The organism is Ornithinimicrobium cryptoxanthini (assembly GCF_023923205.1).
GTDB classification, from domain to species: domain Bacteria; phylum Actinomycetota; class Actinomycetes; order Actinomycetales; family Dermatophilaceae; genus Ornithinicoccus; species Ornithinicoccus cryptoxanthini.
Map to the genome: position 1 here is coordinate 363827 of NZ_CP099490.1, position 24558 is coordinate 388384.

The 24558-nt window shown below is 70.5% G+C and carries 24 protein-coding genes; 16 read left to right on the forward strand and 8 right to left on the reverse strand.

Annotated features, from left to right (window positions below; translation table 11 throughout):
• Positions 1-2 precede the first annotated feature (2 nt).
• Both NF557_RS01705 and NF557_RS01710 read left to right on the forward strand, forming a co-directional pair.
• Positions 3-899 (forward strand): NUDIX hydrolase, encoded by an 897-nt coding sequence (locus NF557_RS01705; RefSeq protein ID WP_252621377.1) that lies wholly within the window; start codon positions 3-5, stop codon positions 897-899.
• Between the two features lie 65 nt (positions 900-964).
• Entirely contained in the window at positions 965-1690 is a 726-nt protein-coding gene (locus NF557_RS01710; RefSeq protein WP_252621378.1) for an MBL fold metallo-hydrolase, read from the forward strand.
• 40 nt (positions 1691-1730) lie between these two features.
• On the opposite strand, the gene NF557_RS01715 is transcribed toward NF557_RS01710, so the two are convergent.
• On the reverse strand, positions 1731-2408 hold the full coding sequence (locus NF557_RS01715) for a Crp/Fnr family transcriptional regulator (RefSeq protein ID WP_252621379.1): 678 nt from the start codon (positions 2406-2408) through the stop codon (positions 1731-1733).
• 50 nt (positions 2409-2458) lie between these two features.
• On the opposite strand from NF557_RS01715, the gene nth reads away from it, so the two are divergent.
• Both nth and NF557_RS01725 read left to right on the forward strand, forming a co-directional pair.
• Positions 2459-3199 carry an endonuclease III gene (gene nth, locus NF557_RS01720; RefSeq protein ID WP_252621380.1) on the forward strand — a complete coding sequence of 247 codons (741 nt, stop codon included), beginning with the start codon at positions 2459-2461 and terminating at the stop codon, positions 3197-3199.
• Positions 3196-3915, forward strand: a complete 720-nt coding sequence (locus NF557_RS01725) for an NUDIX hydrolase (RefSeq protein ID WP_252621381.1) — start codon at positions 3196-3198, stop codon at positions 3913-3915. Before nth ends, NF557_RS01725 begins: the two co-directional genes overlap by 4 nt.
• Positions 3916-3939: 24 nt before the next feature.
• Here NF557_RS01725 and NF557_RS01730 read toward each other — a convergent pair whose 3' ends face one another.
• The 4 genes from NF557_RS01730 to NF557_RS01745 form a co-directional block, all read right to left on the reverse strand.
• On the reverse strand, positions 3940-4266 hold the full coding sequence (locus NF557_RS01730) for a hypothetical protein (protein ID WP_252621382.1): 327 nt from the start codon (positions 4264-4266) through the stop codon (positions 3940-3942).
• A 123-nt stretch (positions 4267-4389) separates the two neighbouring features.
• Positions 4390-4821 (reverse strand): phage holin family protein, encoded by a 432-nt coding sequence (locus NF557_RS01735; RefSeq protein ID WP_252621383.1) that lies wholly within the window; start codon positions 4819-4821, stop codon positions 4390-4392.
• Positions 4822-5128: 307 nt separating this feature from the next.
• Positions 5129-7114 carry an acetate--CoA ligase gene (acs, locus tag NF557_RS01740; RefSeq protein ID WP_252621384.1) on the reverse strand — a complete coding sequence of 662 codons (1986 nt, stop codon included), beginning with the start codon at positions 7112-7114 and terminating at the stop codon, positions 5129-5131.
• Between the two features lie 168 nt (positions 7115-7282).
• Positions 7283-7906, reverse strand: coding sequence for an AMIN-like domain-containing (lipo)protein (locus NF557_RS01745; RefSeq protein ID WP_252621385.1), 624 nt, complete (start codon positions 7904-7906; stop codon positions 7283-7285).
• A gap of 115 nt (positions 7907-8021) precedes the next feature.
• On the opposite strand from NF557_RS01745, the gene NF557_RS01750 reads away from it, so the two are divergent.
• The 5 genes from NF557_RS01750 (at position 8022) to NF557_RS01770 (ending at position 12811) form a co-directional block, all read left to right on the forward strand.
• Entirely contained in the window at positions 8022-8912 is an 891-nt protein-coding gene (locus NF557_RS01750) for a Fic family protein (protein ID WP_252621386.1), read from the forward strand.
• 776 nt (positions 8913-9688) lie between these two features.
• Positions 9689-10318, forward strand: a complete 630-nt coding sequence (locus tag NF557_RS01755) for a CpaE-like family protein (protein WP_252621387.1) — start codon at positions 9689-9691, stop codon at positions 10316-10318.
• Positions 10315-11475 carry a TadA family conjugal transfer-associated ATPase gene (locus NF557_RS01760; protein ID WP_252621388.1) on the forward strand — a complete coding sequence of 387 codons (1161 nt, stop codon included), beginning with the start codon at positions 10315-10317 and terminating at the stop codon, positions 11473-11475. Before NF557_RS01755 ends, NF557_RS01760 begins: the two co-directional genes overlap by 4 nt.
• Positions 11472-12197: a type II secretion system F family protein gene (locus tag NF557_RS01765; RefSeq protein WP_252621389.1), complete on the forward strand. Its 726-nt coding sequence runs from the start codon at positions 11472-11474 to the stop codon at positions 12195-12197. Before NF557_RS01760 ends, NF557_RS01765 begins: the two co-directional genes overlap by 4 nt.
• The gene (locus NF557_RS01770; RefSeq protein WP_252621390.1) at positions 12194-12811 is read left to right on the forward strand and encodes a type II secretion system F family protein; all 618 of its coding nucleotides are present in this window, start codon (positions 12194-12196) and stop codon (positions 12809-12811) included. Before NF557_RS01765 ends, NF557_RS01770 begins: the two co-directional genes overlap by 4 nt.
• A gap of 39 nt (positions 12812-12850) precedes the next feature.
• On the opposite strand, the gene NF557_RS01775 is transcribed toward NF557_RS01770, so the two are convergent.
• The gene (locus NF557_RS01775; protein WP_252621391.1) at positions 12851-14221 is read right to left on the reverse strand and encodes an FAD-binding oxidoreductase; all 1371 of its coding nucleotides are present in this window, start codon (positions 14219-14221) and stop codon (positions 12851-12853) included.
• A gap of 234 nt (positions 14222-14455) precedes the next feature.
• Between NF557_RS01775 and NF557_RS01780 the strand changes: the two genes are divergently transcribed.
• The 4 genes from NF557_RS01780 (at position 14456) to NF557_RS01795 (ending at position 16411) form a co-directional block, all read left to right on the forward strand.
• Positions 14456-14653: a DUF4244 domain-containing protein gene (locus NF557_RS01780; RefSeq protein ID WP_252621392.1), complete on the forward strand. Its 198-nt coding sequence runs from the start codon at positions 14456-14458 to the stop codon at positions 14651-14653.
• Positions 14654-14857: 204 nt separating this feature from the next.
• Positions 14858-15331 carry a hemerythrin domain-containing protein gene (locus NF557_RS01785; RefSeq protein ID WP_252621393.1) on the forward strand — a complete coding sequence of 158 codons (474 nt, stop codon included), beginning with the start codon at positions 14858-14860 and terminating at the stop codon, positions 15329-15331.
• A gap of 304 nt (positions 15332-15635) precedes the next feature.
• Positions 15636-15995 (forward strand): TadE family type IV pilus minor pilin, encoded by a 360-nt coding sequence (locus tag NF557_RS01790; protein ID WP_252621394.1) that lies wholly within the window; start codon positions 15636-15638, stop codon positions 15993-15995.
• Complete coding sequence (locus NF557_RS01795) at positions 15992-16411, forward strand: Rv3654c family TadE-like protein (RefSeq protein ID WP_252621395.1); 420 nt, start codon at positions 15992-15994, stop codon at positions 16409-16411. The genes NF557_RS01790 and NF557_RS01795 overlap by 4 nt, the downstream gene beginning before the upstream one ends.
• 3 nt (positions 16412-16414) lie before the next feature.
• Here the strand turns inward: NF557_RS01795 and NF557_RS01800 are convergent, their stop codons facing one another.
• Positions 16415-16969 (reverse strand): hypothetical protein, encoded by a 555-nt coding sequence (locus NF557_RS01800; RefSeq protein ID WP_252621396.1) that lies wholly within the window; start codon positions 16967-16969, stop codon positions 16415-16417.
• Positions 16970-17034: 65 nt separating this feature from the next.
• Entirely contained in the window at positions 17035-19338 is a 2304-nt protein-coding gene (locus NF557_RS01805) for a DEAD/DEAH box helicase (protein WP_252621397.1), read from the reverse strand.
• A gap of 195 nt (positions 19339-19533) precedes the next feature.
• Here NF557_RS01805 and NF557_RS01810 point away from each other — a divergent pair, with 195 nt between their 5' ends.
• Genes NF557_RS01810 through NF557_RS01820 form a run of 3 tightly spaced genes read left to right on the forward strand, consistent with a single transcriptional unit; the run spans position 19534 to position 24341 of the window.
• On the forward strand, positions 19534-21801 hold the full coding sequence (locus NF557_RS01810; RefSeq protein ID WP_252621398.1) for a sodium-translocating pyrophosphatase: 2268 nt from the start codon (positions 19534-19536) through the stop codon (positions 21799-21801).
• A gap of 45 nt (positions 21802-21846) precedes the next feature.
• Positions 21847-22809 (forward strand): hypothetical protein, encoded by a 963-nt coding sequence (locus tag NF557_RS01815; protein ID WP_252621399.1) that lies wholly within the window; start codon positions 21847-21849, stop codon positions 22807-22809.
• Positions 22806-24341, forward strand: a complete 1536-nt coding sequence (locus NF557_RS01820; RefSeq protein WP_252621400.1) for a DUF7059 domain-containing protein — start codon at positions 22806-22808, stop codon at positions 24339-24341. Before NF557_RS01815 ends, NF557_RS01820 begins: the two co-directional genes overlap by 4 nt.
• Positions 24342-24558: the final 217 nt, after the last annotated feature.

Consider the following 24558-nt stretch of genomic DNA (forward strand, 5'->3'; position numbering starts at 1 on the left):
CGGTGAGTGAGCCTCTCGTGGCGTCGTCGCACCGCGACTTCCCCATGCCGGAGCGGCTTGTGCCGCACGCGCGCGAGTGGCTCGAGGCCGCGCCCGCTCATCCCGCCCCGTCGACCGCAAAGCTGTCGGCCACCGTCATGCTGCTGCGCCCGGGAAGGGGCGGGCCTGAGGTCTTCGTGCTGCGCAGGGCCAGCACGATGGCGTTCGCCCCGGACATGCTGGCTTTCCCCGGTGGCGGGGTCGATCTGCGCGACGCCGACCCCGACGTGCCGTGGGCCGGTCCGTCACCGCAGGAGTGGGCCGACCGGCTGCGCACCACCGTCGATCGCACCCGGGAGCTGGTCATCGCTGGCGCTCGCGAGGTCTTCGAGGAGTGCGGAGTGCTGCTGGCCGGCCCCGACGCCGACTCCGTCGTGGCGGACCTGACCGCCCCCGAGTGGGACGACGAACGGGACGCGCTGCTGGCCCGGGAGCAGTCCTTCGCCGAACTGCTCATCCGACGCGGCCTGGTGCTGCGCACCGACCTGCTGGCGCTACGGGCGCACTGGATCACCCCGGAGTGCGAGCCCAAGCGCTATGACACGCGCTTCTTCGTGGCCCGCCTGCCCGAGGGCCAGGTCGCCGACGACCGCTCGTCCGAGGCCGCTCTCGTCCGGTGGGCCACGCCCGCGACGCTGATCGCTGAGCACGAGCGGGGCGAGCTGACCATGCTGCCGCCGACCCGCGTGATGTTCGAGCAGCTGTCGCGCGCCGCGGACCTGACGTCCGCGCTCACGGCCAACGGCGCGGTGTGGCCGGTCATGCCGGAGCCTGTCGAGCACTCCGGTGCGCTGTGGATGCGCAGCCCGGTCGACGAGTTCGGCAACGGGGTCCCTTCGGTGACTGAGGGGTCGCGATGACGCCCTGGCGCGGTGGGCCGATCCACGAAACCGTGACGTGTCGCCTCTGCCCCAACCCGGGCCCGATGACGCTTGAGGGGACCAACACCTGGATCATCAGCGCTCCCGGCGCCGACGAGGCCGTCGTCATCGACCCCGGCCCCCTCGACGAGGAGCACCTGCAGCGCGTCCTGGGAGACGTGGCCGCGCGCGGCGCCCGCGTCGGCCTCGTGCTGGTCACCCACGGCCACTGGGACCACGCCGAGTCCCTGGAGCGCTTCGCCGAGCTGACGGGTGCACCGGTGCGCGGCAACTGCCCCGGTGCCGAGCCGGTCGCCGACGGTGAGGCCTTCGACGTCGGTGGGGTGCGCATCACCTGCGTGCTGACCCCGGGTCACACGATGGACTCGGTCTGCTTCCTGCTGGAGCAGGACCGCATCCTGTTCACCGGCGACACGATCCTGGGCCGGGGCACCACGGTGGTGGCTCACCCCGATGGCCAGCTGGCGGCATACCTCTCGTCGTTGGAGACCCTCGCCGGGCTGGCCAGCGGGGGAGCGGTGACCACGCTGGCCCCTGGGCACGGACCGGTGCTCACCGATGCCAGCGGCACGGTCGAGGACTATGTCGCGCACCGCCGGGAGCGGCTCGTCCAGGTGCAGGAGGCCGCACGGGGCAGCGAGAACCTTCCGCGGACCGAGCTGGCCGACGCCGTCGTCGCGAGCGTGTATGCCGACGTGCCGCGTGAGGTGTGGCCCGCGGCCCGGCAGAGCGTGCTGGCCCAGCTGGACTACCTCGAGCTGGGGGTCTAGCCCCGATCCAGCCACAGCTCTGGGTCTTGGTGAGCGTCGCTCAGCGTGAGCGGCGGCGCAGGCGGTCGAGGTCGATCAAGGTCACCGACTTGGCTCCCAGGACGAGCCAGCCGCGGGTGGCGAAGTCGGCCAGGGCCTTGTTGACCGTCTCGCGGGAGGCACCGACCAGCTGGGCGAGCTCCTCCTGGGTGAGGTCGTGGGCCACCTTGATGCCGGTGTCGGTGCGCTTGCCGAAGCGGACGGACAGGTCCAGCAGTGCCTTGGCCACGCGGCCCGGCACGTCCGTGAAGACCAGGTCAGACATGTCCTCGTTGGTGCGGCGCAGGCGGCGCGCGAGACCGGCCAGCATCATCATGGCGACGGCGGGGTGCATTTCGAGGAAGGCCCGCAGGTCGGCGTTGCCCAGGCCCAGCAGCTCTGCCTCGGCGACGGCGCGAGCGCTCGTCAGCCGGGGGCCGGGGTCAAACAGGCTCAGCTCGCCGAACATCTCGCCGGGGCCGAGCACCGAAAGCAGACTCTCTCGACCGTCACCGCTGGTGCGGGCCAGCTTCATCTTGCCGTTGACGATCACATAGAGCGAGTCACCCGCATCTCCCTCCTCAAAGACCGATTCGCCGCGCGCCAGGCGAATTGGCTCCATCGAGTCGGCGAGCCGCATCGCGGTCTCGTCGTCCAGGGCCGCAAACAGCGGTGTCTTCTTCACGACTTGACGGTCCACGTGGGTCATCCTGCCACTAAGGGCTCCAGTTGTGTCGAGTGTCGGCCCGGATGTCTAAGGTTGACAGTGTGACCGAGCCTGCGCAGACGCCCACTGGTGAGACCCCGCTCGCGCTCACCCGCCGGGCCCGCAAGATGCACCGCCTGCTGGCCCAGCGCTACCCCGATGCCCGCGCCGAGCTCGACTTCACCAACCCCTTCGAGCTGCTGGTCGCCACCGTCCTGTCCGCGCAGACGACGGACGTGCGGGTCAACCTGGTCACCCCCGAGCTCTTCCGCCGCTATCCCGATGCCCAGGCCCTCGCGGGCGCTGACCGCATCGACGTGGAGACGATCGTCGCCTCCACGGGCTTCTTCCGCGCCAAGACCGACTCGCTGCTGCGCCTGGGGGCCGCTCTCGTCGAGGACCACGGCGGGCAGGTGCCGCACCGGATGGCGGACCTGGTCAAGCTCCCGGGCGTGGGGCGCAAGACGGCCAACGTCGTGCTGGGCAACGCGTTCGGCGTGCCCGGCATCACGGTGGACACCCACTTCGGCCGGTTGGTCCGCCGCTTCGGTTGGACGGCGCTGGAGGACCCGGTCAAGGTCGAGCACGCGGTCGGCGCCCTCATCCCGCGCCAGGAGTGGACGCAGCTGTCGCACGTGCTGATCTTCCACGGGCGGCGCACCTGTCATGCCAAGCGGCCCGCGTGCGGCGCGTGCCCCGTGGCCAGGCTCTGTCCCTCCTATGGCTTGGGGGAGACCGACCCTGTCAAGGCAGCGGCGCTGGTGCGGACGGAGCCACCGCGATGAGCTCTCCGCTGTGGCTGGGCCGGATGGCGGGGGAGGCCGCTGGCATCGTGATCGGTGAGGGCGACCGGCTGCGGCCCCCGGTGGGACAGCCCGGTGCCCGACGCTCGGCGGTGCTGCTGCTCCTTTCCGACGTGCAGAGCGGTGCGCAGGACGCCCCTGGCAGCGGGGCTTCGGCCGGGGTGATGTCCGGGGACGATGCCCCTGCCGCCTCCGCCATCTCGATCCTGCTCACCGAGCGGGCCCACCACCTGCGCTCGCACCCGGGGCAGGTGTCGTTCCCCGGAGGGCGCAAGGAGGCGAGCGACCCGGACCTGGTCGCAACCGCCCTGCGGGAGACGCACGAGGAGGTCGGCGTCGATCCGGACAGCGTGGAGGTCGCCGGCATGCTGCCACCGCTGCACCTGGAGGTGAGCTCGCATGACGTCTCACCGGTCCTGGGCTGGTGGCGCCACCCCGGGGCGGCGTGGGCGCGGGACCCAGGAGAGGTCGCCCGCGTGCTGCAGGTGCCGGTGGCCGACCTGGTCGACCCGACCAACAGGTTCAGCGCGAGTCACCCGAGTGGCTGGGTGGGGCCTGCCTTCCAGGCGCAGGGGCTGGTGGTGTGGGGCTTCACCGCGATCCTGCTGGACGGCGTGCTGCGGCTGGGCGGCTGGGAGCTCCCGTGGGACAGGGCTGACGTGCGTCCTGCCCCGATCACCGGGCCGCGCGCACGTTGAGTTTCTGCTGAGCTCGCGCCGCGACTACAGGTAGAGCGTTGCGAACCACGCCAGCCCAAGGGCGACGAGCGCAGTGCCCGCGATGAACACGCTCACACCACCCCGGGCAAGGAACCAGGCCAGCAGCGCGATGACGACAAGCGAGGACACGACGGCAACCTGCCCGATCGCGGTCCCAAAACCGTCATCGTCCGCCGGCTTGGTCTCCAGGAGCAGGGAGACCCCGAACCAGAGCGGGATGAGCGCGATGGCGGCGCCCACGACAGCGACCACGGTGGCCCATGGGGGAGACCACCCGCGCCGCCGATCAGGCGGTGCGGTGGTGCCGACAAGGTCCGCAGGTGGGGACATGGTGCCTATGCTCGTCGCGCGCTGCAGGCTGCGCAAGCGGCAGGAACAAGGCCGCCCCGGACCGATGGTCACGTCGGGTGTCCGGCGTGCCAGGACCGGCTGCGGTCGCTCGAGCGGCGCGTCTTAGGACTGGGGCGTCTCCGCGCCCGCCGCGGGCTTGAGGGAGGCCTTCAGGGTGTTGACGGTGGTCTGGGCGTCGTTGATCGCCTGGACCGGCTTGGGCTGGACCTGCTTGAGGGCCTTGATGCCGATCAGCGCGAGGATGGCGATGATCAACAGGAGCACGCCGGAGACGATGAGCAGGCCGGCCCACAGCGGCAGCCCGGCCGCCTCGATGCCCCACGCGGCCGCAAACAGCAGCAGGCCGAGCATATAGAGGGCGAGCACCCCGGCGACGGCGAGCATGGCCCCGCCCTTGCCGGCGCGGCTGACGCTGGTGGTGACCTCGGACTTGGCGAGTTCGATCTCGCCGCGGACGATCGAGGACAGATCGTTGGTCGCGTCGGAGACGAGTTGTCCGATGGTCCGCTCAGGGGTCTGGTTGCCGGTCGTCATAGGCAGAACACTAACGGGTGAGCTGCTGCGGCACAGGTCGGTGCGGTGGGGAACACGTCGGCGACGGGCAGGACCAGGGCGGGACTCACCAGCCCAGGCGGTGCCGGACATGGGGGTGCCCACCCGACACCCCCTGTTCGTGTCGGGTGGGCACCCATTCGACTCCGGTCCCGTGACAGCCGGTGCGCCGCGCTCCGAGGGAAGTGGACTGCGGCCGCGTGTCGATGGCTCCAGTCTGCCGGGGGAAGTCTCTTTAGCGGCCCCCAGAACGGTAAGTTCTTGGCAAAGGTTTCCGGGGTTCAGCGCATCAGCCCTCAGAACCGCCCGTGCCGGCAGGGTCCAGGCCGGTCTTGATCAGGTCCATGACCGAGCTGTCGGCCAGTGTGGTCACGTCGCCGACCTCGCGCTTTTCTGCGACATCACGCAGCAGTCGGCGCATGATCTTGCCCGACCTGGTCTTGGGCAGCTCAGCGACCACGAGGATCTGGCGCGGCTTGGCGATCGGCCCGATCTCCTTGGCCACGTGGTTGCGCAGCTCGGCCACCAGCTCGGCACCCTCGCCTTTCTCGTCGGCCTCCGAGACGGCCTCTGAGCGGAGGATGACGAAGGCGACCACGGCCTGACCGGTCATCGCGTCGGTCGCGCCGACGACGGCGGCTTCGGCGACCTTCGGGTGGCTCACCAGCGCCGACTCGATCTCGGTGGTGGAGAGCCGGTGCCCCGAGACGTTCATGACGTCGTCGACCCGGCCCAGCACCCACAGGTTGCCGTCGGTGTCCTTCTTGGCTCCGTCACCGGCGAAGTAGAGCCCCGGGAAGCGGGCCCAGTAGGTCTCCTTGTAGCGCTCCAGGTCGCCCCAGATGCCGCGCAACATGGCCGGCCACGGCTTGCGGATGACGAGGTAGCCACCGGAGCCGTCGGGCACCGACTTGCCCGTCTCGTCCACCACGTCGAGTTCGACGCCAGGGATCGCCAGCTGGGTCGAGCCCGGGCGCGCCGCGGTCACACCGGGCAGCGGGCTGGCCATGATGGCGCCGGTCTCGGTCTGCCACCAGGTGTCCACGATCGGGGTGCGGTCGCCACCGATGACGCGGCGGTACCACATCCACGCCTCAGGGTTGATCGGTTCGCCGACCGAGCCGAGCAGGCGCAACGAGGACAGGTCGTGGGCGTTGGGGAACTCCTCGCCCCACTTCATGCAGGCGCGGATGGCGGTGGGGGCGGTGTAGAAGACGCTGACCTTCTTGTCCGCGATGATCTCCCACCAACGACCCTTGTGGGGGGTGTCGGGCGTGCCCTCATACATCACCTGGGTGGCGCCCAGGGCCATCGGCCCATAGACGATGTAGCTGTGCCCGGTGACCCAGCCGATGTCGGCCGTGCACCAGTAGACGTCGGTCTCCGGGTGCACGTCATGGACCACGTGCGAGGTATAGGCGCACTGGGTCAGGTAGCCACCGGTGGTGTGCAGGATGCCCTTGGGCTTCCCGGTGGTGCCCGAGGTGTAGAGGATGAACAGCGGGTGCTCGGAGTCGAAGGACTCGGCCTCATGCGTGGGCTCGGCCGCCTCCAGCGCTTCGTGCCACCAGTGGTCGCGCCCCTCGGTCCAGTCGACCTCCGACCCGGTCCGGCGGATGACCAGAACGTGCTCGATGGTGGTCTCACCGGAGATCGCGTCGTCGACAGCGGGCTTGAGTGCGGACGGCTTGCCGCGGCGGTAGCCGCCGTCGGCGGTCACCACGACCTTGGCCTCCCCGTCGGCGATGCGACTGCGCAGCGCGTCGGCCGAGAAGCCGCCGAAGACGACCGAGTGCGGGGCCCCCAGCCGGGCACACGCGAGCATCGCGACCACGGCCTCCGGGATCATTGGCAGATAGATCGCCACCCGGTCGCCCGTCTGGACACCCAGCTCGACCAGCACGTTGGCCGCGCGCTGCACCTGGTCGTGCAGCTCGGCATACGTGATGTCACGGGTGTCTCCGGGCTCGCCGATGAAGTGCAGCGCGACCCGGTCGCCGTTGCCGGCCTCGACGTGCCGGTCCACGCAGTTGACCGCGGCGTTGAGTCTGCCGCCGATGAACCACTTGGCCACCGGCGCCTCAGACCAGTCGAGCACCTCACCGAAGTCCGTGTCCCAGGTCAGGTACTTGCGCGCCTGGTCGGCCCAGAAGGCATCGCTGTCGGCGGCCTGGTCGTAGAGCTCCTGGGTGCCGTTGGCCGCAGCAGCGAACTCGTCGGCGGGTGGGAACGTCCGGTCCTCCTGCAGCAAGTTGGACAGTGTCTCTTCGGCCACGGGTCTCTCCTTCGCAGTGTGGTGCTTTGTCCTGACAGCCAACACGCTCCCCGCCTGACAGGCAACAGGGTCCGCCACGCACGGCGGCGACCGGTAGCCATCTAGGGGCCAACGGTCGCCGCGTCGGGTGGGCAGGGCGGTCTCGTGATCGCTATCCGCCGATCTGGTTCACCACCTGTGGCCGACGTCGACCACGAGCCGGGCTCCGTCACCGGGACCGTCCAGCACAAGGACTCGGTAGGGCAGGCGGGCCCGCACCCCCAGCCCGAAGGTCGTCTGGCCCTCGAAGCTGCCGGCCATGGCCACCTGGCGGAACGTGCTCCAGCCGCTGACACCCACCAGGCGCTTGGAGTTCGACGGCGTGTAGGTCGCGTTGCCCGCGTCGTCATAGGCCGGCGCCCGCAGCACGATCTGCAGGGCGGCACCCCCGTCGAGCGCGATCTTCGCACCGGAGCCGGGCGCCCGGAGCACATCGACGTAGCGGACGTCGTAGGTCAGCGACGCGGGCACCTCGTCCACATCGATCACCATGCGGTCGAAGCAGGCGTGCCGACCGGCACGGACGTTGTCCACGGTGCCGGAGGTGCCGGCGGTGCCGTTGGTCCGGGGCAGCGAGCCCCAGTAGATCCCGCAGTAGGGAGCGCTCTGGAGCCCGACGCTGACGCCGACGCCGGCGAGCTGGGTGTGGCTGACGCTCGGACCAGAAGCGAGGGCCGGGGCGCCCAGCCCGAGGGCCAGGACTGCGGCCAGGGCTGCGCCGGTGCGCCGTGCTGCGTGTCGTGTGGTGTGCATGACGATCCTCCTTGTGGGTGTCGGGTCGTGGGCCCCTTGCGTGCTGGTCCGTGCCCGTTGTCTGCCTGTATGACGCCGGTGCGGGGGCGTCGGTTGGTGCACCTACGCTGAGTGCGTGAGTCAGAGCACGGGTGTCGCTGGTCAGGTGCAGTCACTGCTGGGGCTGCCCGGCGTCACAGAGGCGGTGGAGGAGGCTCGCGAGGCCTGCACCCAGCTGCGCTGGCACCAGGCGCTGCGCCGGCGGATCCCGGAGGCAGCTGCGGAGTCGCGGGTGCGCGGGTCGGCCGCCACCGCGCTGCTTGAGGGCTCCGAGCCGGCGGGCTCCCAGGGCACGGTGGTGCTGGTGCGCGACCTCGTCCGCGGCGCGGCGTCGTGGCCCAAGGAGCCGGACCCGGTGGAGCGAGTGTTGAAGGCCGCCGTCCAGGTGACCGCGGCGACCGAGTCGGCCGGGCCGTCGTCGCTGGCGAGCCCGGCCCAGCTGCTGGCCCGGCTGCACGTCGCTGCCTCGGCGGACCTGCTGCCACCGGCCCAGGTGGGCAGGCCACGGGGCCGCGGTGAGGCGTGCCCAGAGTTCGCCGACCTGGGGCCAGCCCCTGCTGCGGAGGAGCTGCCGGAACGGCTCGACGCGCTGTATGACCTGCTCCGGTCGGTGCAGGCAGGCACGTCTGCCCTTGCGGTCGCGGCGCTGGCGCACGCGGAACTGGTCACCGTGCGCCCGTTCGTGACGGGCAACGGCCTGGTGGCTCGGGCACTCGAGCGGGTCGTGCACCGGGTGGGCGGCCTGGACCCGACGGGTGTCGCCGTCCCCGAGCTGGGCCACAGCCAGAAGGTGGGCGCGGACTACCGAGGTGCCCTCACGGCATACTCCGAAGGTGGCCTTGAGGGAGTCAGGCTGTGGCTGCTGCACTGCGCCGAAGCCGCCGTGACCGGCGCCGGAGCCGGCACGGTCATCGCGGACGCCGTCCTCGCGGGTCGGCTGGCGCCAGGGTCTTCCCAAACCACCTGATCGGCGGGCACAATAGACCTAGCAGAGGCCTTGGGTCGCTGCCGGCGGTGACTATCCGGGCACCCACGCGCGGGCAGTCCACTGATGGACCGTTCGAGGCCCGGCTTGCCGGTCCCGACAACACGATGCACGCACTGTTCACCGGATGGCCACCGCTGCGGACGACGCCCCCATGGGGCGTCGTCCCATCTCGGGCCCTCGCCGCGCGGCGAATCGGCGAATCAAACGTTATGGCTTTGGTAAAGGGCCGGTTTAGCGAAGGTAAGTCAGTGGTGAGGCGGAAGGAATCCTGTGCCGTGGGCCAGGGGCCGCTGTAGCGCCCCTGTTCCATACGCTGGCAGGTTGCTCCTGCGGCGGCGCGTAGTGCATACTTGTCAGTACAGCGCTCCCCGCAAGGGTTGCAGCGCGGGCGTCGCTGGGTCATCCCCCCCTGACCTGCGACGTCGACGGCCCCCGCTCCCCCCGCGGGGGCCGTCCCCTTTCCCGGCAAGCGCGTTGCCGATGAATTCTGGCAAGCGCATTGCGGGGACTCGCCCCATCTGTCGGATATCTCGGCGCTTTCCACAGCCCACCGCGACACCGCCACCCAGTCCACAGCCCGAGCTCAGGTGCTGTCGCTGCCCTGGCCTGGTTGCCAGGGTGGACTGATGGGGAGAAGGCAGAGGGGACACCGGAGCGGGACACGACCTGCGGATCAGGCTGAGGGCGGTCTGGTGCTGGGCGTCCTGGGCGGTTGCGGGGGCGTGGGAGCGAGCGCTCTGGCCACAGCATGCGCGGTGCGTGCTGCGGCGGCCGGTCTGGACGTGGTCCTGGTGGATGGCAACCCGTGGGGCGGCGGTCTCGACATCATGGCAGGACTGGACGTGGAGCCGGGCCTGCGCTGGGCCGACCTGGGCGGGGTGCTCGGTGACGTCGACCCCGGGCGCTTGGTCGACGCCCTGCCGGTGGGCCCGGAGCGGGTGCGGTGCCTGTCGTGGGGAGCAGATCCCCCGGACTCCGCCTCGTCCGACCCAGAACCGGTGCTGTCCGCGCTGCGCCGTGCGGCGGGGCTGGTCGTGCTGGACCTTCCGGGTCCGGCTCCCGGCCTGGCTCATCAGCAGTGGTGGGGGTCGTGCGACGAGCTTGTCCTCGTCGTCGAGGCCTCCGTCGTGGGTATCGGTTCGGCAACGGCGATCGCCGCAGAGGCGCATCAGCTCACCGGGGTCGTCCTGCGCTCACCGTCGGTGCTTGAGGACGCCGAGCTGCAGACCGCGGTCGGGGCTGCGGTGCTGTCGAGGCTCGGTGACGACAGCACGGTCCATCGGTGCCTGGAGCGCGGCGACCCGGTCGGTGCGCAGCCGGGGCCGTTGTCCGATGCAGCTGACGAGGTGCTCGTGGCGGTCCTGCCGGGCCTGCGAGCCGCATGAGTGCTGTGGACCAGCCGCGCTCAACAGCGGCCAACGACCTGGTGTGGCAACACATCCGAGGCGGCCGACCGCCGTCAGAGGACGCCGTCACAAGCATCGCCGAGCAGGATGCTGTCCGCCTGGGCAGCGCAGGCGTGGACTCGCTGCGCCGAGAGCTGCGCGGCGAGGTGCTGGGCGCAGGTCCGCTCGAGCCGCTGCTGGCCGACCCCTCCGTCACCGACGTCCTGGTCAACGGTGTGGACGGAGTGTGGGTGGATCGCGGTGAGGGGCTGCAGCAGGAGACGGTCCGTTTCAGCGACGCCGCCAGCGTCAGGCGGCTGGCAGTGCGCCTTGCGGCGGTGGCCGGGGCCCGGCTTGACGATGCTTGCCCGTGGGTGGACGGACTGTTGCCAGGGGGAGTGCGGCTGCACGGCATCCTCCCTCCACTCGTGGCTGACGGCGCCCATCTGAGCCTGCGGATCCCGCGGCGGGTCAGCCCGGACCTGACCGCGCTCCAGGGCCTCGGCATGTTTGACGATGATCTCGCCGCGGTGCTGCGTCGTGTCGTCCAGCGACGCGTGTCGTTCGTGATCACCGGAGGCACCGGGTCGGGCAAGACCACCCTGCTCGGCGCCATGCTCCAGGCGGTGACCCCCACCGAGCGCATAGTCCTGGTCGAGGACGTGCGCGAGCTGTCGGTGGAGCACCCCCACGTGGTCCGGTTGCAGGGTCGCACGGCCAACGTGGAGGGCCGCGGCGAGGTGACCCTCACGACCCTGGTCCGTCAGTCGCTGCGGATGCGCCCCGACCGGTTGGTGGTGGGAGAAGTCCGGGGAGCAGAAGTCAGGGAGATGATGAGCGCTCTCAACACCGGGCATGAGGGCGGCGCAAGCACATTGCACGCCAACGCGATCGCTGATGTGCCGAGCCGTTTTGAGGCCCTGGGAGCCCTGGCCGGCCTGCCCGCCGAGGCCGTGCACGCGCAGTTGGCGAGCGCGATCAGCGTCGTGATCCACCTGGCCCGGCACGAGGGGCGCCGGGCCGTCCGCGAGATCGGTGTCATCAGGCGCGCACCAGCAGGCCGGTTGGCCGAGGTCGTCCCCGCGCTCGTGGCTGGTGTCCGCCTCCCCGGCTGGACCGATCTGTCCACCCTCCTTGAGCTCGAGGTCGATCCATGACGACGCTCGGCGCGTTGCTCCTGGCGCTGGCCGTGGTGGTGTGGCCGGCGCGCCCGAGCGCACGGGCGGTCCGGTCGCGACTTCGTGGGCCTGCCTTCCTTGGTGACAAGCACACTCCCCGCCTGGGAGAACGGGCGAGGCGGTTCGGCCGGCGCCTGGGCCTGCTCGGATCCCGTAGTGCAGGAGACACCGGCCAGTGGCTGAGCGTGCTTGATGAGCTCTCCGCCTCTCTGCGTGCCGGGCTGCCAGCGGGTGAGGCGCTCGCGATGTCAGTGACGACCAGCCCACCGACAGTGCGCACCGTCCTGCTTCCGGTGCTGGAGGCAGTCCAGGATGGGCGACCTGGTGCCGTCGCGTGGCTGCGGGCCGCCCGGTCCGCCACGGGCGGAGAGCTCGAGCTCGTGGCTCGGTCCTGGGCGATCAGCGAACAGCTCGGGGCGCCTTTGGCCGATGCGGTGGAGAGCGCCGCCCGCGGACTGCGCGACGAGCGGGCGCTGCGCGGACGTCTCGACGCGGCCACCGCCGGGGCCCGGACCACGGCCAACATCTTGACGCTGCTGCCGGTGGCTGGGGTGGGCATCGCGCTGCTCATGGGGATCGGGCCTGCCGAGCTCTATGGCTCGGTCCCCGCCCTGGTGAGCCTTGCTGCCGGAGGGCTGCTGATCGCCGTCGGGCGGGTCGTGGTCACCCGGATGATCCACTGGGTCACGGCGGCGCCGTGACACTTGCTGCCCCCTCCTCCCTCGCTGCCGCCGTCCTCGTCGGGCTCGCGGTCCTGGTCTGGCCGGGCCGGGGTCGCTCACGCGGTTTCGTGGCAGCAGCGCGTGGGCAGCAGAGCGCCCGACGCGCCTTGCGCACGCTGTGGTCCCGTCGCCGTGAGCATCCCGTCGAGCTGACCCTCCCGGACGTCCTGGACCTGGTGGCGCTTGCTCTCGATGCCGGGACGAGCACCGTCGGCGCCCTTCGCGCGGCGGGCGACCGGCTGCCTGGGCAAGGTGGCATGGAGCTGCGCACGGTGGCTGCCGCGCTGGAGTGGGGTCTGCCGGACGAGGCCGCGTGGGGATCCGCGCCGCCGCGGTGGGAGCCCGCCGGTCGCGCACTGCGCCTCGCAGCCCGCGCCGGGGTGCCGCCGGCGGGCCTGCTGCGCCGTGCTGCCGACGACCTCAGGCGAGAACGGCTCGGGCAGGTCGACACCGCGACGGCCCGGCTCGGCGTGCGGCTGGTCCTGCCGCTCGGTCTGGCCTTCCTGCCCGGCTTCCTTCTGACGACAGTCGTCCCGGTGGTGCTGGCCCTGGCAGGAGCACTCCTCGCGGGAGGGCCGATCCTGGCGCGCTAGTGGTGGTGCGGTCCCGACCGCCTGGGAAGGACCTGGGCTCTAGAGGATCACGCCGGGGTTGAGGAGGCCATCCGGGTCGAGGGCTGCCTTGATCGCAGCGGTCATCTGCATCACGTCGGCCCCGACCTGGTCGGGGAGCCAGCCCTTCTTGAGGCGGCCGACGCCGTGCTCGCCCGTGATGGTGCCGTCCAGCGCGATCGCCAGGTCCATGACCTGCCCGAAGGCCAACTGGGCCCGTTGAGTCTGATCGGCGTCGGCGGGATCGAAGACGATGAGTGGGTGGGTGTTCCCGTCGCCGGCATGGGCCACCACAGCGATCGTCACGCGCTGGGTGTCCGAGATGGCGGCGACGCCCTCGATCAGCGCCGGCAGGGCTGGCAGCGGGACGCCGACGTCCTCCAGGAGCAGCGACCCGAGTTTTTCTACGGCTGGAATGGCCGCCCTTCGTGCGGCGGCGAAGGCCTCTCCCTCAGCAGGGTCGTCGGTGGCGAAGACCTCGGTGGCTCCGTGGGACTCGAAGACCTGCTGCATCAGCGCCACCTCTGCCTGCCCCGCTGCGCCCGACGCATCGGACTGGCCGATCAGCAGCGCCGCCGCGTCGCGGGGCAGTCCCATGTGCAACAGGTCCTCGACCGCGTTGAGGGAGACCGCGTCCATGAACTCCAGCATGGCCGGACGGATCTGTTCGGTGACCGCCAGGACGGCGGCGCTGGCCGCAGAGACGCTAGGGAAGATGCCGACCACGGTGCAGGCGGACGGTTGAGGGGGGAGCAGTCGCAGGGTCACCTCGGTCACGACGCCCAGCACACCCTCGCTGCCGACGAACAGCCGGGTCAGGGACAGACCGGCCGAGTCCTTGATCTGCTTGCCACCGAGCCGGACCGCCCGTCCGTCGGCGAGCACCACCTCGAGGCCGAGGACGTAGTCGGCTGTGACGCCATACTTCACGCAGCACAGGCCACCGGCATTGGTCGCGACGTTGCCGCCGATCGAGCAGATCTCAAACGACGACGGATCTGGCGGATACCACAGGCCGTGCTCGGCAGCGGCCGCCTTGACTTCGGCGTTCAGCAGACCCGGCTGCACGGTGGCCGTGCGGGTCGCCGAGTCGATGCTGAGCCCACGCATCCGCTCGGTAGAGAGCACCAGCGCGCCGTCGACAGCCGTGGAGCCGCCGGACAGGCTGGTCCCGGCGCCCCGGGTGACCAGCGGCACGGCGTGGGCCGCGCACCAGCGCAGGGTCGTCTGCACCTCAGCCGTCGTGGTCGGCCGGACCAGGGCAGCCGGGGTGCCGGCGGCGGGGTCCTGGGCGCGGTCCTGACGATAGCCGGCCAGGATGTCAGCATCGGTGACGACCATGCCCGTCGGCAGCGCGGCGACGAGGTCAGGCAGCGAGGCGCTCAGGGACATGCGCCTCACCCTACTGACGTGCCGACGGGGTTCTCACCCACGAAGCCCGCCCGTGACGTGGCGACCAGCCCGCGGGGGGGCGCTCGGTCCACCGAGCCCGTCGCAGTTGGGCCGCGGTCCACAGTCTGGCGTGACCCCCTCGTCCTGGAGCTCGCTGTCGCGCAGTGTCGAACCAGACGGATCGTCAGGTCCGTGCCCGCCGGAGAGGGGCTCCGGGGGAGGAAGGAGTTCGTCATGAGGATCCAGCGGTTCAGGTCAGCGGTTCGCAGGTGGCGCCGGCTGCCGGAGGCAGGCATGACCACGGCGGAGTATGCCGTGGGGACGATTGCCGCGTGCGCGTTCGCCGCGGTGTTGCTGGCCATCGTCCAGTCTGGCGGCATCGAGTCCCTGGTGGTCAAGGTCATCAAGGCGGCGTTGTCGGTCTCCCTGTAGGCAGCCGGTGCGCACCACCCCGACCGAGTCGGCGGGACCTGAACGGGCCCCCGTCACTCGGTCTGGGTGGTGTCCGTCTGCGCGTCTGGGGCTGCCTACCCGTGAGCAGGCGGTCGATCCGGCCCAGATCCCCTCCTGACGACAGGTGCCCATGCGTAGGATCAGGGATATTCACGATAGTTGTCGTTGGAAAGAAGGCATGCCATGGACGAGGCCACCCTGACCGACGCGCTGGAGCGCGAGCACCACGAGATCGATGCTGGGCTGGAGGCGTTCGTGGTCGGCATCGAAGCGGGTCAGAACGTCACCGCAGATCTCACTCGGGCGACCAGCGCCCTGCGACGTCACATCTATCTGGAGGAGGAGTTCCTCTTCCCACCGCTGCGGTCGTCGGGACTGCTGGCGCCGGTGCTGGTGATGCTGCGCGAGCACGGCGAGATCTGGCGCACCATGGACGCCCTCGAGCAGGAAGTGGCCGACCAGGACGGCCGGGGCGCCACGGAGCGCTGCCGTGAGCTCCTGTCGCTCCTGGAGGCCCACAACGCCAAGGAGGAGCCGATCATCTATCCCGAGGGTGACGCCAGGCTCAGCGGCGAGGTCAAGGAAGAGTTGCACGCCTTCATCCAGCGCGGGACCATGCCGGACGGCTGGGTCTGCGCCATGGCCGCGCCGCGATAAGGCCCCTGGCGTCGGGGCTGAGGTGTCCCGTCTGCAGCGAGCGCGTCCTGCCTGCAGCGAGCGCGTCCCGCCTGCAGGGACCGCATCCCATTCCGATGACGTTCAGGTAGCCCACGATCTGCCGCCTGCAGCGACCGCGTGTGCAGCCGCTGGTCGTGTCGACCCATCCACAGGGTGAAGGGACAGCGCAGCGCGGTCCACAAGATCGTCCGCAGGCTGGAGGCCAAGGACTGGTGCGCGGATGGTGGGGGGACCAGGGTGCGTCGCGGAGGGCGGCGTCACTCGCGACGGGAGGGGCCGGACGATGGAGGATGATGACGCCGGGATGGTGACGGCTGAGCTGGCGATCGCCATCCCGACACTCGTGGCAGTGCTCGTCCTGTGTCTGAGCGGACTGGGACTCGCGCTGGACCAGATCCGGTGCGTGGATGCTGCGCGGATCTCGGTGCGGGCAGCGGCTCGAGGGGAGCCGGTCGAGGTCGTGACCGACCTGGCCAGGACGGTTGCCCCCGCGGGGGCGGAGGTCTCGGTCCAGCGGGACGGTGACCGGGTCACTGTCACCGTGACGGCAGCCCCGCGCACCCGCTATCTCTCGGCGCTACCTCGGGCCAGTGCCACCGTGGAGGCACTTCTCGAGCCAGCCGCCAGGATGGGGTCACCGTGAGGGGCGCGGCCGAGGCCCGGAGGGCGCTGGCACCACGAGGCCGTGCACCACGAGACCGTGGCTCGGCGACGGTGCTGGCGGTGGGCGCGGTCCTCCTGCTGGTCTCCGTGCTGGTGGCTTTCCTGCTGGTCGGTGCGGCTGCCCAGGGGAGTCTGCGCGCCCGCGCTGCGGCGGACGCGGCGGCACTGGCTGGAGCCGGAGTGCTCCTGGAGGGCGGCTCCATGGACGCCGCATGCGCTGCTGCGGTGGACCTAGCCGCAGCGAACGGTGCACGCGTGCTCAGCTGCGACGCCCGTCAGGTCGCCAGCTCAGGACCAGCGCTGCGCGTCGCGGTGGTCGTCGCAGTGCCGGCCCTGAGCGGGGCCGAGGCTCACGCCGTGGCGCACGCCGGGCTCGTGACCAAAGCCGGTGGCTGAGGGTCAGCGCCGGGTGCCGTCACCGCCCGACGTCGGCCCGTCCGGGTGGCTCCGCTGGTGGTCGCTCGGGAGCGCGATCTCGGGGTCGTGCGTCGGAGCCGCCTGGGAGTCGCTCGGGACCTGTCGCTGATGGCCCGCACCGTCGTGGTGGACCTCGCGCTCATAGGGCGCCGGGTCGTTGGCCATCGACTGGTCAGTGCGCGACTGGTCAGTGCGCGAGTGGTCCGCGCGGGTCTCGTCAACCGGTGCAGGCATGGCCTCCCTGTCGCCGGAGTGGCGTCCGTCCGTGCCACCGTCACGCACCGCCTTGCGCAGCTCCTTGACCTCGTGACGGCGACGACGCGAGGCGCGCAAACCAGCAGCGAGAGCCACGAGGCCGAGTGCCAGCACGACCAGCGTGGCGGCGCCCAGCAGATACAGGTGCAGCGGGGTCAGCTGGACCGTGAAGACGCCGAGGTCGATGTCCAGCGGCTCGAGGTCGCTGGTGCCAAAGAACATATAGCCGAACACGACGGCGGCAACGACAATCAGCAGAAGTCCGAGGATGAGCATGGGCACGCACCTCACGTGTCGATGGAGTCTTCCAGTTCGCCACGACATTAATGGCAGGCGTCGCTATCCGCCTATCGAGGGCGCCCCTGCTCCGCAAGCAGGTGCTGCAGCGCCCGGACCGCACCGACCTTGCTGAGTGGCGAGTTGCCGTTGCCACACTTTGGCGACTGCACACAGGATGGACAACCCACAGCGCACTCACAGGCCTGGACGGTCTCCACGGTCGCCGCGAGCCATCGTCGGGCCTGGCGGAAACCCTGCTCGGCGAACCCGGCTCCACCGGGATGCCCGTCATAGACCAGGACGGTCGGCAGACCGGTGTCGGCGTGCAGCGCGGTGGAGACGCCGCCGATGTCCCACCGGTCACACGTCGCCACCAGCGGCAACAGTCCGATTGACGCGTGCTCGGCAGCGTGCAGAGCGCCCGGGATCTCGGGCTCGCCGACCCCAGCCAGGGCCAGCTCGTCCTCGGGCAGGGTCCACCACACGGCCATCGTCGACAGGGTGCGCACCGGGAGGTCGAGCGGGTGCTCACCGATCACCTCGCCGGTCGGCAGCCGTCGCAGGAACGAGGTGACCTGGCTGGTCACCTCGACCGCTCCGAAGCTGAGGGTGGCCGCCCCCCACTGGTGCTGGCGGTCTGCCCGCAGGATCCGGAACTCGCTGGTCGACCGCGCCTGGGTGCTCCACCCGGGATCGCCGGCGACCACCTGCGCGGAAGCGTCGATCAGGTCGAGCTCGCTGACGACATACGGGTGCCCCTGGTGCAGATAGACCGCACCGGTGTGCACGGCCGAGTGCGCCCGCGCCTCATCGACCGTGCCCAGCACGCGGCCGGTGCGGCTCTCCACGATCCGGACCGTCTGGCCGATGCCGCGCAGTTCCACGTGGTCGCTGGGTCGGTCGGACCTGGCCCAGAACCAGCCGGCGGGCCGCCGCCGCAGCACGCCGCCGGCGACCAACGCGTCCGCGAGGCGGGCCACCGTCGGGCCGAACCACTGCGTGTCCGCCTCCGTCAGCGGCAGTTCCGCCGCCGCTGCAGCCAGGTGAGGCGTGAGGACGTGCGGATTCTCCGGGTCAAAGACGCTCGCCTCGACAGGAGCCTCGAAGATGGCCTCAGGGTGGTGCACCAGATACGTGTCCAGCGGGTCGTCGGCAGCCACGAGCAGCGCCAGGGACTCGGTGCCGGTCCTGCCGGCCCGCCCCGCCTGCTGCCACAGTGACGCCCTGGTCCCCGGCCACCCGGCGATCACCACGGCATCCAGCCCGGCAATGTCGATGCCCAGCTCAAGGGCACTGGTGGCCGCCAGGCCGAGCAGCTGCCGCTCCCGCAGAGCGCGCTCCAGCTCACGACGCTCCTCGGGCAGGTAGCCGCCGCGATAGGCCGCCACCCGGGACACCAGCGTCGGGTCGACTTCCGACAGGTCGCGCCGGGTCGAGGACGCGACCACCTCGACGCCGACCCGCGACCGGGCGAACGCCACCGTCTGCACGTCCTGCAGCACCAGGTCGGCCAGCAGCGAGGCCGACTCCGAGACGGCGCTACGACGCGTGTCGGCACTGGTCATCGGCGGCTCCCACAGTGCAAAGGTGGTGGCCTCACGCGGCGAGCCGTCGTGGGTGACCGCGACGACGTCCTGACCGATCAGGGCCCGCGCCAGCCGGGCCGGCTCCGCGACCGTCGCAGAGGCAAGGAGCACGGTCGGTCGCGAGCCATAGCGGGCAGCCACCCGCAGCAGCCGGCGCAGCACCGCAGAGGTGTGCGCACCGAAGACGCCGCGATAGACGTGGCACTCGTCGACCACGACAAACTTCAGGACTCGCAGGAACGGCGCCCAGTGCTGGTGCCCGGGCAGCAACGAGTGGTGCAGCAGGTCGGGGTTGGACAGCACATAGTGCGCGTGGTCGCGGATCCACCGCCGCTCGTCGGTCGGGGTGTCACCGTCATAGACGGCAGCACGCACGTCCGGCACCGCCATCGCCTCGAGCCGAGCCATCTGGTCAGCGGCCAGCGCCTTGGTCGGAGCCAGATAGAGGGCGGTCGCCCCGCGACCCGTGGGGGCGTGCGAGCCCTCGGCGAGCGCCGTCAGCACCGGCACCAGGAAGCCCAGCGACTTGCCCGAGGCCGTCCCCGTCGCACAGACCGTATGCCGACCGGTCCGCGCCAGGTCAGCCATCTCCCGCTGGTGCGACCACAGGTGGGTGACCCCGGCCCCCGACCACGCGGCATACACGCCAGGATCGACCCAGGTGGGCCACGGGACGAGTTCGGCCTCGCGCCGCGGCAGTTGCCGGACGTGGACCAGACGCTCGCCGCGAGTACCCCGGGCCAAGTGGTCCAGGGTTGCGCGCGGGTCGAAGGTCTGACGAGACATCAGCGCCACCGTATGCCGTGTGCGACGCCCAACGGGAAGCCGCGTGTGGGGGATGTCACAGGGGTCGCGTACCGTGACCCCCGTTACAGTGGCGCAGAACCCACCACCAGTTGAAACGGCGTGCCCGGTCGATGACGACCGGCGTCTCCCAGGAGGATAAATGCTGAACCCTTCGCACGGTCCCGAGGTGCTGTCATGAATGCAGGTGACATCGAACTCGGCTCCGGTGAGATCTCCATCGTCATCGTCGTCGCCCTCATCGCGCTGGCGGCCCTCGCGATGGGCTTCAAGTTCCGTGCCGAGGTGCTGGCCACCTCGCCGGGCACCCCCAAGATGCAGGAGATCGGCCAGGCTGTCCAGGAGGGCGCGCAGGCCTATCTGCAGCGCCAGTTCAAGACGCTCGCCATCTTTGTGGTGATCGCCTTCCTGCTGCTCTTCGCCCTGCCCGCCGACGACACCGCGGTGCGGATCGGTCGGTCCGTCTTCTTCGTCCTGGGCGCCGCCTTCTCGGCCGGCATCGGCTATCTGGGCATGAACCTGGCCACCGCAGCCAACATGCGCGTGGCCGAGGCCGCCCGCAACCTGGACCGCGACAAGGGCATGCAGATCGCGTTCCGCACCGGCGGCACCGTCGGCATGGCCACGGTCGGCCTGGGTCTGCTGGGCGCCGCGCTCGTCGTCCTCTTCTATCAGGGCGATGCCGCGAAGGTGCTAGAAGGCTTCGGTTTCGGCGCCGCGCTCCTGGCGATGTTCATGCGAGTCGGCGGCGGCATCTTCACCAAGGCCGCCGACGTCGGCGCCGACCTGGTCGGCAAGGTCGAGGCCGGCATCCCCGAGGACGACCCGCGCAACGCTGCGACCATCGCTGACAACGTCGGCGACAACGTCGGTGACTGTGCCGGCATGGCAGCCGACCTCTTTGAGTCGTATGCCGTCACGCTGGTTGCGGCCCTCATCCTGGGTTCGGCAGCACTGGGCATGGACGGGCTGATCTTCCCGCTCATCATCCCGGCCCTGGGTGCGCTCACCGCGATTGCTGGTGTCTATCTGACCAAGGCCCGGGCCGGGGAGAGCGCTCTGGTCACGATCAACCGGGGCTTCTACATCTCGGCCCTGGTCGCCGCGGGCGTCTCGGCAGTCGCCGCGCTCATCTTCCTGCCGAGCGAGCTGCCGGAGCTGGGCCTCGACCCGAGCATCCGGGTCGCCGCTGCCGTCATCATCGGCATCATCCTGGCCGCGTTCATCCTCTGGCTGACCGGCTACTTCACCGGCACCGAGTCCAAGCCCACCAACAACGTCGCCAAGACCTCACTGACCGGACCGGCCACCGTGATCCTCTCCGGCATCGGGGTCGGTTTTGAGTCTGCGGTCTACACCGCGGCGACCATCGCAGGCGCCGTCTACATCCTGTTCACCCTCGGCGGTGGCGGGCTGATCTTCGCGCTCTTCCTGGTGGCGATGGCTGGCTGCGGCCTGCTGACCACCGTCGGGATGATCGTGGCGATGGACACCTTCGGTCCCGTCTCGGACAACGCTCAGGGCATCGCTGAGATGTCGGGTGACGTGGACGGCGAGGGCGCCCAGATCCTGACCGAGCTGGACGCAGTGGGCAACACGACCAAGGCGGTCACCAAGGGCATCGCGATCGCCACGGCGGTGCTCGCGGCCACGGCGCTCTTCGGGTCCTACTACGACGCGATCCAGGTGGCCATCGGCGACCTCACCGGCGGCAGCGCCGATGACGGTGTCGACATCTTCCAGTCCCTGCTGGTCTTCGACCCGCGCGCGCTGGTCGGCATCATCCTCGGTGGTTCCGTGGTCTTCATGTTCTCCGGCCTGCTGATCGACGCGGTCACCCGCGCGGCCGGTGCCATCGTCTACGAAGTGCGCCGTCAGTTCCGGGAGAAGCCCGGCATCATGAACTACTCGGAGAAGCCCGACTACGCCCGCGTCGTCGACATCTGCACCAGGGACTCGCTGCGCGAGCTTGCGACGCCTGGCGTGTTGGCGATCCTGGCCCCGATCGCCGTCGGTTTCGGCCTGGGTGTGGGAGCCCTGGCCGGCTACCTCGCAGGTGCGATTGGCACCGGCGTGCTGATGGCTGTCTTCCTGGCCAACTCTGGTGGTTCCTGGGACAACGCCAAGAAGATCGTCGAGGACGGTCACCACGGCGGCAAGGGCTCCGAGGCGCATGCAGCAGTGGTCATCGGTGACACGGTCGGCGACCCGTTCAAGGACACGGCCGGCCCGGCCCTCAACCCGCTGATCAAGGTGATGAACCTGGTCGCGCTGCTCATCGCACCGGCCATCGTCGCGCTGTCCTATGGTGACTCCGCCAATGACCTGGCGCGCTGGGGCATCGCGGTGGTGGCCATCGCGATTATCGTCGGGTCCGTCTGGGTCACCAAGCGGCGCAGCACCGTCATCGGCGATGACGACCTCGTGGAGGCTAAGACCCTCTAGAGATCCGAGCAGCTAGAGGCACAGAGCACCTAGTAGCTGAGGCTCATGATCAACAGCGCACAGTCGTCCGGCCCGGCGGAGCAGCTCCGTCGGGCCGGACGCACTGCTGACCTGCTGCGAGCGCTGCTGACCGAGCAACCGGGCTATCGCCGCCATTGGCGCGCCCACGTGGTCCGGTCCGGTGAGTCCGAACCACACCAGGGTGCGGTGGCGCGCGTCATCGCACACCACCTCTGGGACACCGGCGAGGTCGACGAGTCCACGGAAGACCTGCCACGCAAGCTCAAGGACATCGTCGCCCGCGGACTGTCCGGGCGCGGCATCTCGCACCAGTCTCTGCAGTGGTTCATCCGGTCCTTCGAGATGACCGAGCCGCATGAGACCACGCTGTGGGGGGCCCTCCAGGAGGACCTCGCCGAACAGGCCGACTCCCCACGGCAGGTCAGTGCCGTCCCGCCGCTCCCGGCGGTCTCCCAGGCGGAGTCCGACCTGCGGGCCAACTACCGGACCCAGTCACTCATCGAGACCTACTCGGTCGGGCCGGATCGGTGCCGCCGGGAGCATCGTCTGGTGCACGTCCTCCAGGCTGTGCGCGACCTCGACCACGTCAGCTACCGGTTCGACACCAGCGAAGTGCAGGTAGTTGTGCTGCGTGGTGGCAGCGCCGGAGCGCCGGTGCCCGACCGCACACCCGGCCGCTACGTCCTGGACATCCAGCTCGTCGAACCGGTCCGTGCCGGCGGCCTGACCGCGCTCGAGACTCAGGCGACCTACCCGGCCGGCGGGCCGAGAGCCACTCACTTCGTCAGGAGCCTGCGGGCCAGTTCGGGCGGTGTCTCCCTCCGGGTGCAGTTCGACCCGGCGGCGACACCGACGTCGGTGCGCTGGCGGCACCGTGGCCGGCACGAGGTGGTGACCACGGTCGTCGAGCTCGATGACGAGCAGGCCGTCCACCATTTCCTGACACCGACCGAGGACTGTGTCGTCGGCTTTGAGTGGGACTGGTGACCTCGCGCAGTGAGCACGCTGCACCCGCGGGGACGGCGGAGCAGCTCGAAGACCTCAGAGCCGACCTGGCCCAGGCCCGCTTCACAACGGGTCACCTCGGCGAGCTGCTCGGTGCCGTGGCATCAGCGGCACTCCACCGTGACCAGCCACTTCCGGCGCTGCGGGCTCTCGAGCGCAGCGACGACCCGGCGGCGTCCCTCGTCCGGCTGCTCGTGCTTGGTCTCGTCGAGCCTGAGGCTCACCTTGAGGCCGCGCTGCCCCGCACGGGCGCCAGCGGCCTGGTCGATCTGGGGATCGCCCGGTCTGCGGCCCCGACCGCATCGGCGTCTTCGGCGCCGTCGTTGAGGGCTATCTGCGACCTGCGGCCCTATGGCGATGAGCGGCACGACTGGTGGCTCGCGTCCGACCTGTCCGAGACCGTCCTGGGGCACGCGCTGCCGACCGATCACGTCCTGGGCATTGGCGGCGCCTCGACGACGCTCGCCTCGTGGACCCCGCGTCCGCGAGTCGCCCGCGCCCTCGACCTGGGGACGGGGTGCGGGGTGCAGGCGTTGCACCTCTCTGGTCACGTCGACCGCATCGTGGCGACTGACCTGTCCTCGCGCGCCCTGGGTTATGCCCGGTTCAATGCGGGCCTGAACGGCGTCGACCTCGACCTGCGGCAGGGGTCGCTGCTGGAGCCGGTCTCAGGGGAGACGTTTGACCTGGTCGTGTCCAACCCACCGTTCGTGATCACCCCGCGGCGTCCTGACGTGCCGCTGTTCGACTATCGCGACGGAGGCGCCGCCGGTGACACCATCGTTGCCGGTCTGGTCCGAGATCTCGCGAGCGTCCTCGCGCCCGGAGGCATCGCACAGCTGCTCGGCAACTGGGAGCTGGGCTCGGGCGAGGAATGGTCCGACCGGGTCGGCGGCTGGCTCGACGGGACCGGCCTGGACGCCTGGGTGATCCAGCGGGAGACCCAGGACACCGCCGAGTATGCCGAGACCTGGGCCCGCGACGGAGGTCACCGACCCGGCACGGCTGAGTTTGACGACCTGTATGCCGCCTGGCTGGACGACTTCGCGGCTCGCGGGATCGATCGCATCGGGTTCGGCATCATCACGTTGCAGCGCCCCGTGACCGACCGTGAGCCGTTCCTGGCCCTGAAGGACTGGGCCACGCCGGTCGCCCACCCGAGCGGACCGGCCGTGCTCGCAGGCCTGGCTGCCCGGACCTGGCTTGCGGAGCACACCGACGACGAGCTCCTGGAGACACCCTGGTCGGTCCCGGACGACGTGACCGAGGAGCGGATCGGCCGCCCGGGTGACCCGGACCCCATGGTCATTCAGCTGCGACAGGGCGCCGGTTTGCGTCGCACGGTGCGACTCGACACCATTGCCGCTGGCCTCGTGGGCGCGAGCGATGGTGACCTCACCGCGCGACAGATCCTGAGCGGCATCGCGGTCCTGACCGACCAGCCCGTGGCTGACCTGACCGCTGGGGTGCTGCCGCTGCTGCGCGAGCTGGTGGCCGACGGATTCCTGCGCTGATCGAGGGGAGTTGCCTAGGGCGTGTCTCCCTATGGTCCTGACGGTGGTCCCGACGTTGCGTGTGGCGGTGTAGTGCCGTCGGATGACGGGCCATCGGGAGTAAGCAAACCCATGGTGATGTATGTCAACGCTCCCAGAGTCAGCCCGACGCCGATCCAGATCGCCCAGGATGCCCATCCGCGGCGCAGGCGTTGCCCGACAAGGCCAGCGATAAAGA

Bases quoted from the DNA above. Each gene is read 5' to 3' on its own strand.
- NF557_RS01815 (WP_252621399.1), top strand. From the start codon at position 21,847: ATGATCAACAGCGCACAGTCGTCCGGCCCGGCGGAGCAGCTCCGTCGG.
- NF557_RS01780 (WP_252621392.1), top strand. From the start codon at position 14,456: ATGAGGATCCAGCGGTTCAGGTCAGCGGTTCGCAGGTGGCGCCGGCTG.
- NF557_RS01735 (WP_252621383.1), bottom strand. From the start codon at position 4,821: ATGACGACCGGCAACCAGACCCCTGAGCGGACCATCGGACAACTCGTC.
- NF557_RS01765 (WP_252621389.1), top strand. From the start codon at position 11,472: ATGACGACGCTCGGCGCGTTGCTCCTGGCGCTGGCCGTGGTGGTGTGG.
- NF557_RS01745 (WP_252621385.1), bottom strand. From the start codon at position 7,906: ATGCACACCACACGACACGCAGCACGGCGCACCGGCGCAGCCCTGGCC.
- NF557_RS01730 (WP_252621382.1), bottom strand. From the start codon at position 4,266: ATGTCCCCACCTGCGGACCTTGTCGGCACCACCGCACCGCCTGATCGG.
- NF557_RS01775 (WP_252621391.1), bottom strand. From the start codon at position 14,221: ATGTCCCTGAGCGCCTCGCTGCCTGACCTCGTCGCCGCGCTGCCGACG.
- NF557_RS01805 (WP_252621397.1), bottom strand. From the start codon at position 19,338: ATGTCTCGTCAGACCTTCGACCCGCGCGCAACCCTGGACCACTTGGCC.
- NF557_RS01810 (WP_252621398.1), top strand. From the start codon at position 19,534: ATGAATGCAGGTGACATCGAACTCGGCTCCGGTGAGATCTCCATCGTC.
- NF557_RS01725 (WP_252621381.1), top strand. From the start codon at position 3,196: ATGAGCTCTCCGCTGTGGCTGGGCCGGATGGCGGGGGAGGCCGCTGGC.
- nth (WP_252621380.1), top strand. From the start codon at position 2,459: ATGTCTAAGGTTGACAGTGTGACCGAGCCTGCGCAGACGCCCACTGGT.
- NF557_RS01785 (WP_252621393.1), top strand. From the start codon at position 14,858: ATGGACGAGGCCACCCTGACCGACGCGCTGGAGCGCGAGCACCACGAG.
- NF557_RS01790 (WP_252621394.1), top strand. From the start codon at position 15,636: ATGGAGGATGATGACGCCGGGATGGTGACGGCTGAGCTGGCGATCGCC.
- NF557_RS01710 (WP_252621378.1), top strand. From the start codon at position 965: ATGACGCTTGAGGGGACCAACACCTGGATCATCAGCGCTCCCGGCGCC.
- NF557_RS01760 (WP_252621388.1), top strand. From the start codon at position 10,315: ATGAGTGCTGTGGACCAGCCGCGCTCAACAGCGGCCAACGACCTGGTG.